Origin of the sequence: uncultured Gardnerella sp. (genome assembly GCF_947280595.1) — a bacterium.
GTDB lineage: Bacteria > Actinomycetota > Actinomycetes > Actinomycetales > Bifidobacteriaceae > Bifidobacterium > Bifidobacterium vaginale_A.
In genome coordinates this window covers 38,000-55,694 of sequence record NZ_CAMYOS010000008.1, presented here as the reverse complement: position 1 = coordinate 55,694, position 17,695 = coordinate 38,000, and the positions used below count along the sequence as shown (strand labels likewise).

The window sequence follows — 17,695 nt, the reverse complement described above, 5'->3', positions numbered from 1 at the left end:
GGGCGAGAATTTGGGTAATAAAGTTGGCAATAAAGTTGGCAATGAAGTTGGTAATAATTTGAGCGAAAATTTAACTAAAAATTTGGGCAATAACATGAATCAAAAAGAAATAGCAATTCCTGTTTCAGATCCTCTAGATCCGTACGCTGTTCCTGCAGCAATGCCTTCTAGTGCCGACAAATCTGTGAGATCTTTTAACGTGGATGATTTTGCGATTCCAACGCGTAAGCAGGAAGATTGGAGATATACTCCAGTAGAGCGAATTTCCGAGTTTTTCGAGTGTTTTGAGCCGGCTAATAGTCTTCAAGTAAAGCTTGAAGGCGTTGGTGGAGTTGATTTAGACGATGATTATATTGGCGAATTTGGTAAAGTAAGTTTAAGTGTAAAACAGAAGGAAGATGCTCCACATACAAATCTAAAGCCGTCAGATCGAGTTTCTGCAGTTGCTTGGAATGTAGCGAAACAAGCACACGTACTTCATGTATCTGGCGAAATCAAAAAGCCAATCGTACTTAAAATTCAGGGTAATAATGTTAATACGCTTGACGCACTGCATTTAGTAGTCGAAGCAGATTCTCGTGCAAACGCAGATATTATTATCGAACATACCGGCTGTGCAAAACTTGCTGAAGGCGCAGAAATCATACTTGGTGAGCATTCTCATATTTCTACAACGTTTATTCAAGAGTGGGGTTTGGGCAGTAAGCACGTTGGAAATCAGCGTATTCACGTAGGTTTAGGCGCTTCGCTTCGTCACACAATGGTCACTCTTGGTGGAGATGTTGTTCGTATTCGTATGGATCAAGATTTTGGTGGCGAGCAAGGTGATTTGAATATGCTTGGCATGTATTTTGTTGATCCTGGAGAGCATGTTGAGCATCGCACTATGGTTGTGCATAATTATCCGGAATGTAAGTCTAGAGTAGTGTATAAGGGTGCTTTAGAAGGTAAAGGAGCACATTCTACTTGGGTTGGAAACGCGCTTATTAAGCCTGAAGCTCCTGGTACTGATTCGTATGAATTGAATCGTAATTTAGTTTTGACTCCTGGAGCAATCGCCGATTCTGAGCCGAATTTGGAGATTGAAAATGGAAATATTATTGGAGCTGGTCATGCAAGTTCTGTTGGTCGTTTTGACGATGAAGAGCTTTTCTATTTGCAATCGCGCGGAATCAGTGAAATTGAAGCGAGAAAGCTAGTAGTGCGTGGATTCTTTAACGAGTTGATTGAAGAAATTGGTGTTCCAGAAATTGTAAATCATTTAATGAATGCGATTGAGCGTCGTCTTGCGCGAACTGAGGATACTGCTAAATCAGTAGATTCTAAGCAAAATGATCCTGAACAAAACTAACTTGCGAGAACTGAAGAATAGGAGAAAATAATGTCAACTTTGGAAATTAAAGATTTGTATGCGTCTGTAGAAACAAAAGAAGGCAGAAAGCAAATCTTAAAAGGTGTAAATCTTACTGTTAATTCTGGAGAAACTCACGCAATTATGGGTCCTAATGGATCCGGCAAGTCTACTCTTGCTTATACTTTGGCGGGGCATCCGAAATATGAAGTTGATTCCGGTCAGGTTTTGCTTGACGGTGAAGATATTTTGAAAATGACTCCAGATGAGCGCGCAAAAGCTGGGTTGTTCCTTGCAATGCAATACCCTGTGGAAGTACCTGGTGTTTCTATGACTAATTTTCTTCGCACTGCAAAAACAGAAGTTGACGGTATTGCTCCATCTTTAAGAAGCTGGGTGAAAGAACTTAGCGATGCTATGAAAAAACTTCGTATGGATCCGAAATTTGCATCGCGTTCAGTTAATGAAGGATTTTCAGGCGGTGAAAAGAAGCGTGCAGAAGTTTTGCAACTAGAGCTTTTGAAGCCAAAATTTGCTATTTTAGACGAAACTGACTCTGGTCTAGACGTTGACGCGCTTCGTATTGTTTCTGAGGGCGTGAATAGAGCGAAAGAGAATACTGGCTTGGGTATTATGATGGTTACGCATTATACGAGAATTCTTAAGTATATTAAGCCAGATATTGTGCATGTTTTTGCTCAAGGTCATTTTGTGAAGACTGCAGGACCTGAGCTTGCAGACGAGCTGGAAGAAGAAGGCTATGATAAGTATTTGCCTGAAGGTTCTACTGAGTCTGCGCTTGCTTAAGCGCTCTTAAACGTGCTTTAAGTTTTAGTCTATCTATATTCATGACGAAATCGTTCAGAATAGCGTTAATGGTTTGGTATAAAAAGCGTAATAAAAGCGTAAGTTGGCGGTTTAATATGACTGAAGAAAATATTATGCGAGAATTTAGCGATTTGCGCGCACAGTTTCCGATTTTACGCCGCACAGTTCATGGCAATTCGCTTTACGATACTATGCACGGAAAGCCGCTTATTTACTTAGATTCTGCAGCAACTGCACAAAAACCTCAAGTTGTAATAGATGCTGAAAGCGAGTTTTACGAAACTATTAACGCATCTGTTCATAGGGGAGCGCACGAGTTAGCAGCTTTAAGCACGATTGCGTTTGAAGATGCTCGCGCGAAAATTGCGCGACTTGTTGGAGCTTGCGCCGAATCTGGGCGCGAAGAAATTGTTGTTACTCCTGGTGCTACGGGCGCGCTGAATTTGCTTGCAACTTCTATTGGTAACGCTAGTGCGAAAGCTAGAATTTACAAAAAAGACAGTGATAATTCTGCTGATTTCGCTAATTCTGCTGATTTCGCTAATTCTGCTGATTTCGATAATTCTGCTGATTTCCGCAAAAATTTTGCTCTTCACGAAGGAGATGTAATAGTAGTATCGCGTGCAGATCACCATTCTGTACTTTTGCCTTTTCAAGAGCTTGCTTTTCGTACTGGAGCTGAACTTCGTTGGATTGATGTTAGTGAAGATGGGCGAGTTCGAACTGATTCAAATTATTTAAAAACTATAATTGACTCGCGCACGAAAATAGTTGCAGTCACGCATATTAGTAACGTTACTGGCGCAATTACAGACGTTCCGCCGATTTGCAAGCGCGCTCACGAAGTTGGGGCGATTTTTGTGCTCGATGCATGCCAATCTGTGCCACACATTCCCGTTGATTTCCATGCGTTAAATGTTGACTTTGCAGCTTTTAGCGCTCATAAAATGTATGGTCCTACTGGAGTTGGGTTCTTGTATGGAAAGCATGATTTACTTCAAGCTCTTCCACCTGCGTCTTTTGGTGGTTCAATGGTTGAGCTTGCTTGGTTGAATAAACCAGCGCAATACATGGATGCTCCTTACAGATTTGAAGCTGGAACTCAGCCTGTTGCGCAAATGGTTGCTTCTGGAGTTGCTGCAGATTGGCTTCGTTCGCTAGATATGAATCGTGTTGCAAAACATGAGAATGAGATTGCTGCAGAATTGCTGAAATTAAAAGATATCCCTGGAGTTCGTGTTCTTGGACCGATTGATTTGAATAATCGCATTGGAACTGTTTCTTTTGAAGTTGATGGAGTGCATCCTCATGACGTTGGGCAGTTTTTGGATGCGCAAGGAATTGCAATTCGCGTTGGGCATCATTGTGCTCAGCCTATTCATAGGCATTTTGGTGTTTATGCGTCTAATCGCGCTTCCGTTGGTGTTTACAACACTATTGATGAAGCTCGCGCGCTAGTTAAAGCAGTATCTTTAGTTCGTAACTATTTTGGAGTGTGATTTTTAAATAATCGAATCTGTTTTTGGAACTTATTGTTTTTTAACTGTTGTTGTGAGGTGTGGGAAATACTTACCTCACAGGAGCTTCAACTTTTTACGCATGTTTAAATGTTGTTGCTTGTGGTAGTAAAAGGTAGATTTTAGCTTACTTTAGTTTTATAAAGAGTTTGGATTAGGTGTAACTTCTTTAATACCGTTTCGCTTTTTATTGTTCGTTAAGTATTTTCCGCACCTCACTAGTACACAATCTATACTTAATTTACTGTGTCAATAATCTTAAATCTTGCAGCTTATGCAATTTAGTAAATTTTATGCGGTTGGCGGAATGCCAGCATAAGGTTCTTGTGAATCAGAGTAAAGCAAATTAGGATTTGAACTGTATTTCGCGCCTAACGCAAAGTTGGCTTGCAAATTGCTGAGATTGTAGCCTAGAGCTTCAAGTTGAGCGCGTCCATCTTCGCTTATGTCCTCAACGCTCCAACGTGGTTTCCAAGTCCAGTCGATTCTAAATTCGTCAACTAGTCCAACTAGTGCGCTTGCGCACTCATCTTCAATCAAATCAGTAAGAGGACAAGCAGGAGTTGTAAGCGTCATTGTTATAATCGCGCGCCCAAGTTCATCAAGTTCAATTCCGTAAACCAGTCCTAAGTCAACTACATCAATTCCTAGTTCGGGGTCTACAACGTCATGTAAAGCGTCTAGTATGTCTTCTTCTTTAACGCGACCAATATTTTTAGCGTTAAGTGATGATTGCGCGTGATTTTCTTCCATAATATTCCTTGTTTTTCTTGTTTATAAGATTCTATAAGTCTTGCATAGCCTTTGCAATACTGTCTTTTAAGCCTTCCCAAGCTAAAAGCGCGCATTTTATTCTCATCGGATACCGTGAAACACCTTGTAAAACAATTGCGTCTTCTAGGGCGCTTTCTTCATCTTCGTTGCTTAAGCCTGCTCCTTTAGATTGCATAAGGCAGTGGAACAGCTTTGCGAGTTTTAGTGCTTCGTCAACGGATTTTCCTTCAACTAGATCTACCATCATTGAAAGGCTTGCTTGTGAGATTGAGCAACCGTGGCCGTCCCATTTTATGCTTGAAATTATTGGATTTTGTTCATTAGCATTTTCGTAAGATAGTGTTACTCGCATAGTCACTTCATCTCCACAAGTTGGATTGAATTGATGCGATTGACCTAAAGATTGTTTTGATTGCGTGTGCTCTTTTATGTTGCAACTTTCGTGAGTATTGTTTAGTTTTATTTCTGACTTTAAAGTTTGTTGTTCTTTAGATTCAGTGGAGTTCTTAGCGTCTGTTTCTTGTGTTTCTTGTGTTTCTTGTGGTTCTGCTTGCTCAAGTGCGTTTGTGATGTCAAAATGAGTTTTTCCATGAGGGTTTCTTGCAGCGTCTAGAATTACTTCTTGATACATGCTTTCTAAACTGTCGCTGTTTGCTTTGACGCTTATATCAAACATGTGCGCTCCTTGATTTAGCTTAAACACTTTGATGAACTCGCATTGATTTTACCAATAATATGTGTTTGTTGACAGTGTGTGGTGGAAGTGGTGGAGGGAATGGTGGAAGTGGGTGGTGTGGTGGAAGGTGAGGAAAGGTAGTGGTAACGGAGTAGGGAGTGAGTATGGAGGGAGTTGGGAGGGGGTTGTGTGGTGGAAGTGGTGTGGTGGAAGAGGTGGAGGAAGTGCTGTGGAGAGCTGGTGGCGTTTTAGTAAATGCTGTGGTTGCTCTTGGAGAAGGAACATGCTCGGGCGTGTTGAGTATTTGTGTGTGTAAAATCCTTGATTTTGCAAGGTTTTAGCATGCTTTAATGCGTTTCCTTAAAGTTTCCTGAGAAAATTCTTGAAAATTCTTGAAAATTCTTGAAAACATATTTTTTAATATAAAAACATTGGTGTTTTTGTATTTTTTACGATGTTTTGCTTGTTTTAGTTTTATTTTTTAGTTTATTTTATTGAAATTGTGGATAAGTGTCAGTTGGTTGGCTCTTGACTTTTTCAAACGGGGGGGGGGGTATCTTAAAAGCAAACGTTAGCTAACCCTAGTTTATGGCTGACGATACTGCGATTGACGTGAAGTTAATCGTGGCGCAAATTTTTCTTCGCATACCCTAGTGCGGAGGAGAAGAAGAAAGGAAATATTATGTTAAATAAGAAGGCTATTGCCGCTTTTGCTGCTGGCGCTACTTTGCTCGCCGGCATGGCTTTTGCTGCTCCAGTAGTTGCTACTGCTCCAGCTTTTGCTAACGAACCTAAAGAATACACTGAAGCTGACTTCCAGAAGGAACTTACTGAAGCTCAAGGCAAGGTTGCTACTGCTGAAGCTACTCGTAAGGCTGATTACACTGACACTGTTGCAGTTGCTTTGAAAGAAGACGGCACTGCTAAAGATGGCTACGAAGTAAAGGAAGCTGAAAAGAAAGTAGTTAAGAAAGCTGATAATACTGAAGTAGCAGGTGGCTACAAGTATGTAGAAGCTGTTGCTGCTAAGAAGGCTGCTGAAGAGAATTTGCAGAAAGTACAGCTTAAGTATTTTACTACTAAGGAATATAAGGAAGAGCAAGAGAAGAAAGCTAAGGAAGCTAAGAAGAAAGCTTTTGCTGACGCTGAAAAGAAGCTTGGTGAGAAGCGTACTGCTTTGAATAAAGCTTGGGATAAGTATGCTCCTTTCAAGAAGACTGTTGAAGAAGCTAAGAAAGCTAAGAAAGCTGCAGACCGTGCTTTGGAAGATTACCAGGATAATGCTTCTGAGGATTTCCAGAAGACTACAGCTTATGCTAAGCGCTTAAAGGAATTGCAGAAGGCTCAGAGAGTAGCTGAAGCTCAGCTTAATAAGGCTAATGCTAAGTCCACTGCTGTTGAAGCTGCTTTCACTAAAGCTTTGGAAGAGTATAACAGCTTTGTTGATGGCGAGTACAAGACTGCTTATGAAGGTCTTGGTGATGATGCTGATGTTTTGAAGGATCCAAAGTTCCTTAAGCTTGATGCTGATGATTTCAAGCTTGGCTTGGCTTCTAGCCAGGTAACTCCAAGCGGTCACAAGAGTGATCACAAGAACGATCACAAGAACGATCACAAGCAAAACAAGCAGAATTCTAAGGATAAAGGCAAGCACGGCGTTCACATTAACACCAAGGGTCGTAAGGGCAAGAAGCAGCTCGGCAAGACTGGTGTTGGTGTAGCATTCGCTGCTTTGGCTGCTGCTCTCCTCGCTGGCATGGGCGCTGCTGTTCGCAAGATCCGTCACTAAGCTTTAGCTTTTAAAGTTTTGTGTGTATCACTTAGGCTTAAATATTAAGTTTCTAGTGTTTAAGCCTAAGTTTTGTTCTTGCACTTAACTGCTTGGCGTGTTGTTTTGTAGGGAAACTCATGCTGGTTTTACTAAATTCTTTATAACTTTACTGTTTTTAATACTAGTTTGCTGTTTTTCTTTTCTTCCTAGTGTTAAGGCTATTGTTATAGGTTTTTAAAGTTAAGTGCGTTGGCTTTTGGCTGAATACTACTAGGGGTATTCAACCAAAAGCCTTTTTTATTGCAACTTGTTTAAACAGTATTATGTTTTAAGCGTCTAGTCTGTTAGGTAATCTGCAAACATGAAATGGAATCCATTTGCCAAAAAATCCGCTGAAGCTCGCGATGGCAATAGCGAGTCTCAGCAACAACTTAAAAACAATCGTCAAAAAAACGCTCCTACACCTAAAAGAAATGTATCGCAAGCGCAAAAATTGCGTCCTATTGTTCCTGTTGATCGTGAAGAAAGCGCGCGCCGCAATCGCATACGCATACGTGAAAAAGAAAATGCAGAGTATGAAGCTATGCGTTCTGGAGATTTAGCTCATATGCCGAAGTATGAGCAATTGCCTTGGCGTGTTTACATTCGTGATTACGTTGATGCGAGAATCAATATAGGCGAATATTTTATTCCATTTTCACTTGTTCTTATGGTTATAATCATGTCTTTCTCGTTCGTAAGCATGAGAATAATAAGCGTTATTTTAACAGTTGTGCTTTATGTGTATTTGCTTATTTGCGCAATAGACGTATTTATTATGTGGAGAAGACTTCGCAAAGAGTTGATTAGCAAATACGGTCCGCAATCAGTAAGCCGTTCTTCTAGATCTTTCACATATGCTTGGAGTCGCGCAATACAATTACGGCGCTGGAGATTGCCGAAACCTCGATACAAGAAACACGGAGTTTGGCCTAAATAACTTAGTTTTATTCGTTTAGTATTGAAACATAGTTATTATTGATTAAATAGTAGAACAAGCAAATATCAGGGATTTACACATGGCAAAAAATAATTCTGATAACACAAAAGCAGCAAAAGCTAAAAGCTCGCGAAATAATATTTTTTCTCAAATCATACGAATATATAAATATACGCACAGTGATGATAAGCAGTTGCCATGGTTTCTTGCGTTAGCATTCCTAGCTCCTGTTGTTTTAGGCTTAATTATTGGATTCTTGTTGCATTGGTCAATTATCACTTTTATTATGATGATGATCACAGCAATAATGCTTGGATTCTTACTTTTTACAATTGTTTTAACTAAAAGAGCAGATAAAGTAGGCTATGCTCGACTCGAAGGCAAATCTGGAGCTGCAATAGGCATACTTTCATCTATAAATAAAGGCGGATTCTCATTCCCACAGCAGCCGATTTGGGTAGATCCTCGCACTAAAGACGCAATTTGGCGCGGAACAGGTCATAATGGCATATTTCTCATTGGCGAAGGCAATTATGAACGCGTTATGAATGCAATGAATCGTCAAGAGCAAAGCATTAAGCACATAACATTAGGATCTTTAATTCCAGTGTATAAATTCGTTATAGGTGAAAGCGAAAAAGAAGTAAAACTTAAAGATTTGCGAGATAAAGTACTTCATGCAAAAAGTTATCAGCAAACGAATCATAAGTTTGTGTTATTAGCGAAACTTCACCCACGCCGTAGATTCTTTATGACTAAACTAGAACTTGCAAATGTGAACAATCGTTTAAGTACTTTGCAAAGCAAAAGCGGATTTGGTATTCCTAAAGGCATAGATCCTACTAAAAAACAGCATATAAGCAGACGTGCTATGCGAGGTAAGTAAATTTAATTGTTTTTATGAAAAGCTTGCAAGAATTATTTGCAATTATTAGCAATTTTAGCTTTTTCAACTAGATTTTGGAGGATTCATGGCTGGTTTAGCAGTTGAAGATGTGCGTGAGAGAGTCAAAAACGTTTTCGATGACGTGCTTTGTGTGTTAAATAAGAAGATTTCTTTAGGTGCTGTTTCTGCTAAAGGCATTACTGGAGAACATATGCGCGTTTCTGCAGAGTATGTTGCTAAAGTTTTGCGTGAAGTAGGTGTTGATGCTCGAGTTGAACAGTCAAAAAATCCAGATGGAACTGATGGTGCTTTTGAAGTAGTTGGCTCTCGAATTGTGGATCCTAGCGCTCCAACAGTGTTACTTTATGCTCATCACGATGTTCAGCCTGTTCCAGATAAAAGCGAGTGGAACACAGATCCTTTCAAAGGCACTGAAATAGATGGTCGTTTGTATGGGCGTGGCAGTGCAGACGATGGTGGTGGAATCGCGATTCACTATGGTGCTCTAAAAGCTTTGAGCGATGAACTGTGTGTAAATATTAAAGTATTTATTGAAGGCGAAGAGGAGATGGGTTCTCCTAGCTTCATACCGTTCATTGAATCACATAAAGATGAGTTTGATTCAGATGTGATTATTGTAGCTGATTCTGGTAATTGGTCTGCAAATATCCCAAGCCTTACAACTAGCTTGCGTGGAAATACTACGTTAGATGTTAAAGTTAAAGTTCTTCATCATCAAGTTCATTCTGGGCAATTTGGCGGTCCGATTTTAGACGCTTACACGCTTGCTTCAATGCTTGTTGCTTCGCTTTATAACAAGGATGGCGATTTAGCTGTTCCTGGAATTGAATCTCAAGAGCCAATTGGTGGTTTGCAACGTGATTTAGACGAGAATCAAGTTCGCGCTGATTCATCTGTAGTTGATTCTTATAAGCTTGCAGGCACAGGATCTTTGGCTTCAAGAATGTGGACTAAACCAAGCTTAACAGTAATTGGCATGGATGCTCATCCAGTTGAAGAAAGTTTTAATGTTATTGCTCATGAAACTCGTTTGCGTCTTTCTCTTAGAACAGCTCCTTGCCAGCGTCCTGAGGATGCTCAAAAAGCTTTAAGTGATTTCTTAGTATCTCACGCTCCATTTGGAGCTGAAGTTAGCGTAGAGCCTTTAGATAATGGCATGGGATGGGCTATGGATCCTTCTGCTATTGCTACTAAAGATGCTTTAGCTTCTATGAAAGATGCTTTTGGTGTTGAACCTATTAACAAAGGCGAAGGCGGTTCTATTCCGTTTATTCCAGAATTGCAGCGCATTTTCCCGAAAGCTCAAGTTTTAGTGACAGGACCAGAAGATCCTCAATCTAACGCTCATAGTCCGAACGAGTCTATTTCTCTTTCTGGATTGCAATCAAATATTGTGACTGAAGCTTTGCTTTTAGACAGGTTAGCTAAGTAAGTTTTGATTTAAGTAAGTTTGACTTGGCTTAAGTATGTTTGACTTGGCTTAAGTAGGTTTAATATATTTAAGTAAGCCTGACTGGCTAAGTAGTTTGATTAGTTAAAGCGTTATTTTATTGTCAAATTAAACGCAAATCGCATAAATTTTAATTGAGTCTACGCAATGCCGTAAACTCTCCAACGGACACGGGTGCTTTTCTCACACGAGAAAAGCTGAGAAAAACCGCTTGAACGTGAATCCAGATAATGCTGGCGCACGGAGGTCTGTTTCCCGTGCCTCAAGTTGTGTTACGTTTTGTAACACATGAAAGAAAGGCACTATTATGTCAGAAGAAAATATTTCTAGTAAGTTAAGCTTAAGGTGGCGTGTTGCTGATATTGCAGTAGCTTCCGCAATAGCTGTTGTATCTGCTGTAATTTATTGGGTTGTTTCAGCTTTTTGCACAGTACCTTGGAATTTCCTTGAGTCAATAACTCCTGGAATGGCTGGTTTAATTAACGGCTTGTGGCTTTTTGCAGGCCCTCTAGCTGCAATCATAGTTCGTAAGCCTGGCGCTGCTCTTTATGCTGAAGTACTTGCTGGTGTTATTGAAGGCTTCATGGGTAATATTTGGGGCGTTTTAGATACGTATCTTGTTGCAGTAGTTCAGGGTGTTGGTGCAGAAATCGTATTCCTCGTATTGCTTTATAAGCATTGGAATATTTGGTATGCAACTCTTGCTGGAGCTATTTCTGGTGTTGGTTCTTGGGCATTTAGCTTTGTTAAGAACTTGCAAGGTATTGACTTATTAGGAAGTTACGGAATCACGTATCTTATTACAAGCGCTGTTTCAGGAGCAGTGTTTGCAGGTCTTCTTATGTGGTTCTTATATAAGGGAATACGTGAAACTGGCGCGTTAAGTTCCTTCGCATCCGGTCGTTAAATATCATTGCCATAAAAGGATTACTATGCCTGATGACTCTAAAGCAGAAGCTATAAGAGAAGAAGATATTAAGAATTCCGAAACATTCCTTCCGTCGGATTCTTGTAACGCTCAACTACGTTTCGATAATTGGGGTTATCGTCATGCAACTCGCAAACATTTCGCTGTTCGTGGGTTGAATCTCACTATTGAAGCGGGGCAGAAAGTTTTGCTTCTAGGAGCATCAGGCATAGGAAAATCCACTATTCTTGCAGGTGCTGCCGGAATTATAGGCAGTAACGTTATTTTATCTTCTGAAAAATCTGAAGAATCTGAAGAATCAATCAAATCTAAAGAATCTGAAGAATCAATAGAATCAAAAGAATCAAACGGAATGATTCCAGTAGAAGATGAAGATGGTGGAATAAGCGAAGGCTGTGTGTACGTTGACGATATTCCTGTTCGTCAAGCTATAGGAAAAGTTGGATTAGTATTACAAGATCCAGATTCTCAAGCAATTTTCCAAAGATTGGGAGATAACGTTGCTTTTGGTCTAGAAAATATGAACGTTCCTCACGAGTTGATTTGGCAGCAAGTCAATGAAAGCCTTAAAAAAGTTGGATTGGAAGGTTTACAATTACACCGTTCAACATCGCATTTAAGCGGTGGTCAGCAGCAGCGTTTGGCTTTAGCTGGAGCGTTGGCAATGAAGCCAAGTATTTTGCTTTTAGATGAGCCTACAGCAAATCTTGACCCCAATGGAGTCGATCAAGTTGTTAAAGCTGTTAAAAATGTTTTAGATTCTGCTCATTCAACAATGTTACTTGTTGAGCATCATGCTGAACCGTGGATTGACATGATTGATAGGGTTGTGGTTTTAGGTTTAGATGAAGATATTTCAGAATCTGAATCTTTAGAAGAAGTCCACGATGATGATATTGCGCGTTCCTCGTTTGCTCGCACAATTATAGTAGCTGATGGAACTCCTGATGAAGTTTTTAATAGATCTGATTTAGATTTTACAGATCTTGGTATTTGGTTGCCATCGCGTTATAAAAAGTCAGATGATATATCTTATAAATTAGATTATGACTCTTCTAATGCAAATGGTGACGTAGTTCTTTCAACTAAGGATTTGTCTATAAGTCATACAGATAAACCTATTGCAGAGCATATCAACTTAGAGTTCAAATCTGGTCAAATTACAGCTTTAGTTGGAGCTAATGGAGCTGGAAAATCAACGTTATCGCTTACTTTAGCAGGATTATTGCCTGCTTTAAGCGGAAGTGTTGTTGCAAGCGATAAGCTTTCAAATGGTCTTAATGGAACTGATCCTATTAAATGGAAATCATCTCAATTAGCTAAGCGCATTTCGTATGTATTTCAAAATCCTGAGCATCAATTTGCTTGTGGAACTGTTTTGCAAGAAGTTATGCTCGGACCACTTAGAACAGGTATGAGCGATGAAGATGCTCGAAAGCAAGCCGAATCTTTACTTAAAAGATTTAGCTTGCTTCAATATGCTGATTCAAATCCTTACACGCTTTCAGGTGGTGAAAAACGTAGACTTACAGTTGCTGCGTCTTTGGCTGCTGCTCCTAGTGTGATTATTTTAGATGAGCCTACTTTTGGTCAGGATCGCAAAACATGGTTGCAAATTATCAATTTAATTGAAAGTCTTCATAAAGATGGAATTTGCATTATTGTTGTGACTCACGATAAAGAATTAGTTAATGCTTTAGGCGCTCGCGTGATTGAGTTGTGTGCAGAAAATAGTTCTTGTGACTCGCGTAACTCTGACTCTGATTCTGACAACTCTGACTTTGATTCTGATTCTGACTCGTTTAAAGATGAATTATCTTCAAGCGCAAGTAATACATCTAAAATTAGTGTGAGTGACGTTAATTTGCGTTCCGAAAATCCAAGGAAATCAAGCTATTCTCCGTTACTTGCATCTATGAATCCTGTGTATCGAATGATTGGCGCATTTCTTTGTTCAATACCATTGCTTTTCACTCTTGATTGCGTTTCTGCATCTTGTGCTTTAGCCTTAGAGTTCATTATTTTTGCTTGCATAAAAATTCCGCCTTGGAAAGTTGCTTACTTATCTTGGCCTGTGTGGATAGGCGCTCCAATGTCTGCTCTTACTGTTTTACTCTATGGTAAATCTGGTGGAAACACTTGGTTTCAGTGGGGAATGATTCATGTTACAGACAGATCCTCATCTTTAGCTCTTGCAACATTTTTAAGAATTTTGGCTATTGGAATTCCATCAATCGTAACGGTGATAGGAATAGATGCAACTGATTTAGCAGATGCTTTTAGTCAAATATTGCATTTTTCTGATCGTTTTGTGTACGGCGGATTAGCTGGAATTAGAATGTTTAACGTATTACAAGATGATTGGCGAGCTTTAAGCGCTTCTAGGCGATCTCGCGGTATTGGAGATGGAAATAAATTAAAGGCATTTTTCCCTCAAATGTTTGCTTTACTTGTTCTTTCAATTCGGCGTTCTACAACTTTGGCTGTAGCAATGGAAGCTAGAGGATTTGGTGGATTTAATCCAAGATCTCATGCAAGAATTAGCAAAGTAAAAGTTTGCGATTGGATTTTAGTAATTGTTTGTGTGATTATTCCGTTGATTTCATTAGCTGTTTCTATATACACAGGTTCGTTCGCATTATTTGGTGGAAGTAATTAAAAGTAAATTATTATTTTTTATGTATAGTTTGTTTTACAGGATTTTCCTATCAAATGGGGCTGAGCTCTCGGAGTAATTTACACACTTCACTAGTATTTTATGTGTTTATTTAATGTTCTTATTGCGTTCTTATTGCGTTTGTATTGTGCTTATATCTTGTGAAAATGTCCATTATTATGCATAAATTTATGTTTTGTATGCTTTCGATAAGTAGATGCCGCGTAGTTTGCTTATCATCAGTCTAGCCTGCTTTATTTAAGATTTGGCAGATGGAAGCCCTGAAAAGCAAACTTTTTGGGAACGATTAGTCAAAGTAAAATCGCAATTTAGTTGATTTACTTTTGATGTAGCTTACGCCGATACGTGGCGGCGAGGAGGAATTATTATGGTGAATGCTGTAGAAGCATTTGATGCTAAGCATCTTAAGTCTGCTGAAGAAATCCCAGCTTTCCGTCCTGGTGACACTGTTGATGTAAACGTGAAAATTCAGGAAGGTAACAATTCTCGTATTCAGACTTTTACTGGTGTTGTTATCGCTCGTAAGGGTGCAGGTGTACGTGAAACTTTCGTAGTTCGTAAAGTAAGCTTTGGTACTGGTGTTGAGCGTCGCTTCCCACTTCATTCCCCAGCTATCGATTCGATTAAGCTGGTTCGTAGTGGTCGCGTTCGTCGCGCTAAGCTTTACTACTTGCGTTCTTTGCGTGGTAAAGCTGCTCGTATTGCTGAGCGTAGAGATAACTCTGCTAAGTAATACTTGCTTTAGCGTATTTGTTTGTTGAGTTAGCGTTTACTGTGATATCACTTTTATTGATTATATTGTGATTGATCAGTAAACGTTGCTTATAAAAGTCTTATTGTGCAAATGTGTTATGCGCTATGAGTATGCTACTTACGGTTGCGCTATGAGTATCGCTTTAAGATTTATTTAGTAGCGCTTTAGAGCTTTTATTGTATTTGCAAAATGCTAAATAGTATGTCAAAGGATTTATATGACTGCTGACAACATGGATGAAATCGATAATCACATCGTTACAGTTGCAGGGCATGGCATAGATCCTTCTCCTGTTCCTCAAGATGAGGATGCGGAGGATACGAGCGCGCACGAAAGTTCTCGTAAAAATTCTACTAAAGATTCTCGCAATGGTAAGCATGCTAAAGATAATAATCGTTCTGAAAAAAGTTCATGGCGTGAGATACTCGCGTGGTATGTTACTCCAATAGTTTTGATTGTTCTTATACGCCTGTTCGTTTTGGGAGCATACACAATCCCTTCAGGTTCTATGCTAGAAACAATTCACATTGGAGATAACGTTATTACTTCTAAGCTAACTCCTAAGATTTTCTCTTTGCATCGCGGAGATATAGTCGTTTTTGAAGATCCTGCAAATTGGTTAAGTCAAGACTCGCAAAATAAAGCTGGCATTCTTGGCTCAACTCGTGGAAACCTTATTAAGCGTTTAATTGGTTTACCTGGAGATACTGTTGAGTGCAAAGGTAAAGGTGAGCCGATTGTTGTAAACGGCGTAGAAGTGTTGGAATCTTCTTACATTCGCCCTGGCGTAGATCCTAGCGATTTTCCATTCAAAGTAAAAGTGAAACCTGGTCATGTATTTGTTTTAGGAGATAATCGCTCTAATTCTGCTGATTCGCGTTATCACAGGAATGACGGTGATGACGGCTTAGTTCCTATCTCAAAAATAGAGGGAGTAGCTGTTGCTCGTTTCTGGCCGCTTAATCGCATTGGGTTATTAGATTCACATCATGATGCTTTTGAAAAAGTCCCTAATTACTCTAAATGATTAAGTCTAATTATTTTGTTTATTTAATTTAGTTTTATTGTTTAATTATTTTTGATTTGATATGTCTAAAATATCTTTAATTCCTTCGTTAGATTATGAGCGCGATCTTTTAATTAAAGGATACGATTTTGTTATTGGTATAGATGAAGTTGGACGTGGCTCTTTAGCTGGTCCTGTTATGGTTGGAGCTGCAATACTTGGAGCTAGTGAGATAAATCTAGAAAACGTTATGCCAGAAGGTTTAGCGGATTCTAAACTTCTTACAGAACGCAAGCGAGAAGCGTTATATGAGCCTTTGAAAAATTGGTGTAGTGCATATTCAGTTGGATCGTGTACGAATCATGAAATAGATGATTGGGGAATTGAATACTCTTTAGGAATTGCAGCTTTGAAAGCTATAAGCTCTGCTCAAGAGAATCTTATAAAGAATATAAATAATGCAAATAACATAAATAGCATCACGAATACAAATAGTACAAATAATGCAAATAGTATCAATAATGCTAATAATGCAAATAAAAATCTTAACGAATTTGAATCTAATTTGTTAAATAAAATCGTTAAACACAATAAAATGGCAGTAATATTAGATGGACCATACGATTATATACATAAAGTTTTTAATACTTTTGATGCGCCTATTTTACCTGTTTCAATTGATGTGAACACTTTAGTAAAAGCGGATCGTAAATGTGCTAGTGTAGCTGCAGCGTCAGTTATTGCAAAAGTTACAAGAGATCATATGATGATAGATTATGCTGGTTTAGAAAAATATGCTGTTTACGATTGGGCGCATAATAAAGGTTACGGATCTGCTGCACATCGAGAAGCGATATCTAAATACGGAGCTAGTGATTTGCATAGGATTTCTTGGCATCTTTCATAATCTATACTAAAAAAGAAAGCTGGAAAAGTGGCGCAGAATAAGCGTGTTTCTATGATAGATGTAGCGCGTGCTGCAGGAGTGAGTCATCAAACTGTTTCAAGAGTCATAAATAATTCCCCAGATGTTTCTGCAGCTACTCGCGTAAAAGTTATGGACGTGATCGATAAATTAGAATATCGTCCAAGTAATGCTGCTCGTGCGCTAGTTACAAGCAAATCGCATACTATTGGTCTTATTATTGGCGAATCAATGATTTTAGGCGTTAAAGATATAGTTAGTGCGATTGAGTCGTCTTCTAAGTCGCGTGGATATTTCCTATCTTTAAGCATGGTTAATGAGGTTTTGTGTACTCAAAGCGATATAGATCTTATTGTAAAAGGATTCGATGAGCAAAATATAGATGGGCTTATAATAATAGCTTCAACAGATGCGATGTTTTCTGCATCGTGTAAGCTTCGTTCGAATATTCCTCGAGTTATATTAACTTCTACGCATGGTTCAGTAAGTATTCACGAAGGAAGATCTTTACTGAAACAAAATTCATCTTCTAGCGTTTCAAAATTCTCGTTTATTGGAGTTAATCAATGGCGTGCTATGGCAGATGTTGTAAGTGTTGTAAATTCTAGCGGTCATAGGGATGCTTTGTATGTAGCTGGTCCTTTAATGTGGCGCGATGCTGCTACTCGTCTTAGTGCTTGGAATAAAATTTCTCAAGCAAATTCAATGAGATCTAGAATTATGCAATGCACGTCTTGGAAGTCTTCTGAAAGTTATTCGCGTATGAATCATGTTATAGAGCAATGCGGTGTAGAAGGAGCGCAATTGCCAAGCGTGATTGTTGCAGCAAGCGATTTACAGGCGATTGGCGTGATTCGTTCACTTTATGAACATGGATTTAAAGTTCCTGCAGATGTTAGCGTAGTAGGATTTGGCGATGATTGTGGAATGTGTGACTTATTTCCACCTCTTACAACTGTTAATATTGAGCCTTTAACTATAGGCTCGTTAGCTGTGCGAGAAATGATGCGACTTATTCACGGAGGTGCTGAGCTTGTGTTTGCAGATATGGCTCATGGAGTTGGATTGAATCCTGCAAGTGTTGTGCTGCGTGCATCTCTTGGGAAGCCAAACTATATAAAATAAATTTTGTTTTTTATTTTTGAATTTGTG

16 protein-coding genes and 1 riboswitch are annotated in these 17,695 nt (G+C 39.2%); of the genes, 14 read left to right on the top strand and 2 right to left on the bottom strand.

Going from position 1 to position 17,695, the window contains the following annotated elements:
• The first annotated feature begins 58 nt into the window (after positions 1 to 58).
• From sufD to Q0X59_RS03790, 3 genes are all read left to right on the top strand, one after another.
• Positions 59 to 1,351 (top strand): Fe-S cluster assembly protein SufD, encoded by a 1,293-nt coding sequence (sufD, locus tag Q0X59_RS03800; protein WP_297643320.1) that lies wholly within the window; start codon positions 59 to 61, stop codon positions 1,349 to 1,351.
• 30 nt (positions 1,352 to 1,381) lie between these two features.
• Positions 1,382 to 2,158 (top strand): Fe-S cluster assembly ATPase SufC, encoded by a 777-nt coding sequence (gene sufC / locus Q0X59_RS03795; protein WP_103043479.1) that lies wholly within the window; start codon positions 1,382 to 1,384, stop codon positions 2,156 to 2,158.
• Positions 2,159 to 2,292: 134 nt separating this feature from the next.
• Positions 2,293 to 3,678 (top strand): SufS family cysteine desulfurase, encoded by a 1,386-nt coding sequence (locus Q0X59_RS03790; RefSeq protein ID WP_297643318.1) that lies wholly within the window; start codon positions 2,293 to 2,295, stop codon positions 3,676 to 3,678.
• 309 nt (positions 3,679 to 3,987) lie between these two features.
• Here the strand turns inward: Q0X59_RS03790 and Q0X59_RS03785 are convergent, their stop codons facing one another.
• Both Q0X59_RS03785 and sufU read right to left on the bottom strand, forming a co-directional pair.
• Positions 3,988 to 4,449 carry a metal-sulfur cluster assembly factor gene (locus tag Q0X59_RS03785; RefSeq protein WP_075523692.1) on the bottom strand — a complete coding sequence of 154 codons (462 nt, stop codon included), beginning with the start codon at positions 4,447 to 4,449 and terminating at the stop codon, positions 3,988 to 3,990.
• Between the two features lie 31 nt (positions 4,450 to 4,480).
• Positions 4,481 to 5,146, bottom strand: a complete 666-nt coding sequence (gene sufU, locus Q0X59_RS03780; RefSeq protein ID WP_297643285.1) for a Fe-S cluster assembly sulfur transfer protein SufU — start codon at positions 5,144 to 5,146, stop codon at positions 4,481 to 4,483.
• A gap of 203 nt (positions 5,147 to 5,349) precedes the next feature.
• Here sufU and Q0X59_RS03775 point away from each other — a divergent pair, with 203 nt between their 5' ends.
• From Q0X59_RS03775 to Q0X59_RS03725, 11 genes are all read left to right on the top strand, one after another.
• The gene (locus Q0X59_RS03775; protein ID WP_297643283.1) at positions 5,350 to 5,487 is read left to right on the top strand and encodes a hypothetical protein; all 138 of its coding nucleotides are present in this window, start codon (positions 5,350 to 5,352) and stop codon (positions 5,485 to 5,487) included.
• 341 nt (positions 5,488 to 5,828) lie between these two features.
• Positions 5,829 to 6,935 carry a hypothetical protein gene (locus tag Q0X59_RS03770; RefSeq protein ID WP_297643281.1) on the top strand — a complete coding sequence of 369 codons (1,107 nt, stop codon included), beginning with the start codon at positions 5,829 to 5,831 and terminating at the stop codon, positions 6,933 to 6,935.
• A 343-nt stretch (positions 6,936 to 7,278) separates the two neighbouring features.
• The gene (locus Q0X59_RS03765; protein ID WP_297643278.1) at positions 7,279 to 7,896 is read left to right on the top strand and encodes a DUF3043 domain-containing protein; all 618 of its coding nucleotides are present in this window, start codon (positions 7,279 to 7,281) and stop codon (positions 7,894 to 7,896) included.
• 79 nt (positions 7,897 to 7,975) lie between these two features.
• Positions 7,976 to 8,782, top strand: a complete 807-nt coding sequence (locus tag Q0X59_RS03760) for a DUF4191 domain-containing protein (protein WP_297643276.1) — start codon at positions 7,976 to 7,978, stop codon at positions 8,780 to 8,782.
• Between the two features lie 85 nt (positions 8,783 to 8,867).
• Complete coding sequence (locus Q0X59_RS03755) at positions 8,868 to 10,235, top strand: dipeptidase (protein WP_297643274.1); 1,368 nt, start codon at positions 8,868 to 8,870, stop codon at positions 10,233 to 10,235.
• 178 nt (positions 10,236 to 10,413) lie between these two features.
• A riboswitch (TPP riboswitch) is annotated at positions 10,414 to 10,516 on the top strand.
• A gap of 44 nt (positions 10,517 to 10,560) precedes the next feature.
• The gene (locus Q0X59_RS03750) at positions 10,561 to 11,160 is read left to right on the top strand and encodes an ECF transporter S component (RefSeq protein ID WP_075523584.1); all 600 of its coding nucleotides are present in this window, start codon (positions 10,561 to 10,563) and stop codon (positions 11,158 to 11,160) included.
• A 25-nt stretch (positions 11,161 to 11,185) separates the two neighbouring features.
• Complete coding sequence (locus tag Q0X59_RS03745; RefSeq protein WP_297643272.1) at positions 11,186 to 13,840, top strand: ATP-binding cassette domain-containing protein; 2,655 nt, start codon at positions 11,186 to 11,188, stop codon at positions 13,838 to 13,840.
• 385 nt (positions 13,841 to 14,225) lie between these two features.
• A complete protein-coding gene (gene rplS, locus Q0X59_RS03740; protein ID WP_075523582.1) occupies positions 14,226 to 14,591 on the top strand; it encodes a 50S ribosomal protein L19 in 366 nt (121 codons plus the stop codon).
• 238 nt (positions 14,592 to 14,829) lie between these two features.
• A complete protein-coding gene (gene lepB / locus Q0X59_RS03735; RefSeq protein WP_297643270.1) occupies positions 14,830 to 15,639 on the top strand; it encodes a signal peptidase I in 810 nt (269 codons plus the stop codon).
• Positions 15,640 to 15,700: 61 nt separating this feature from the next.
• Positions 15,701 to 16,525, top strand: a complete 825-nt coding sequence (locus Q0X59_RS03730; protein ID WP_297643268.1) for a ribonuclease HII — start codon at positions 15,701 to 15,703, stop codon at positions 16,523 to 16,525.
• A 27-nt stretch (positions 16,526 to 16,552) separates the two neighbouring features.
• Positions 16,553 to 17,668 (top strand): LacI family DNA-binding transcriptional regulator, encoded by a 1,116-nt coding sequence (locus tag Q0X59_RS03725; protein WP_233186145.1) that lies wholly within the window; start codon positions 16,553 to 16,555, stop codon positions 17,666 to 17,668.
• Positions 17,669 to 17,695: the final 27 nt, after the last annotated feature.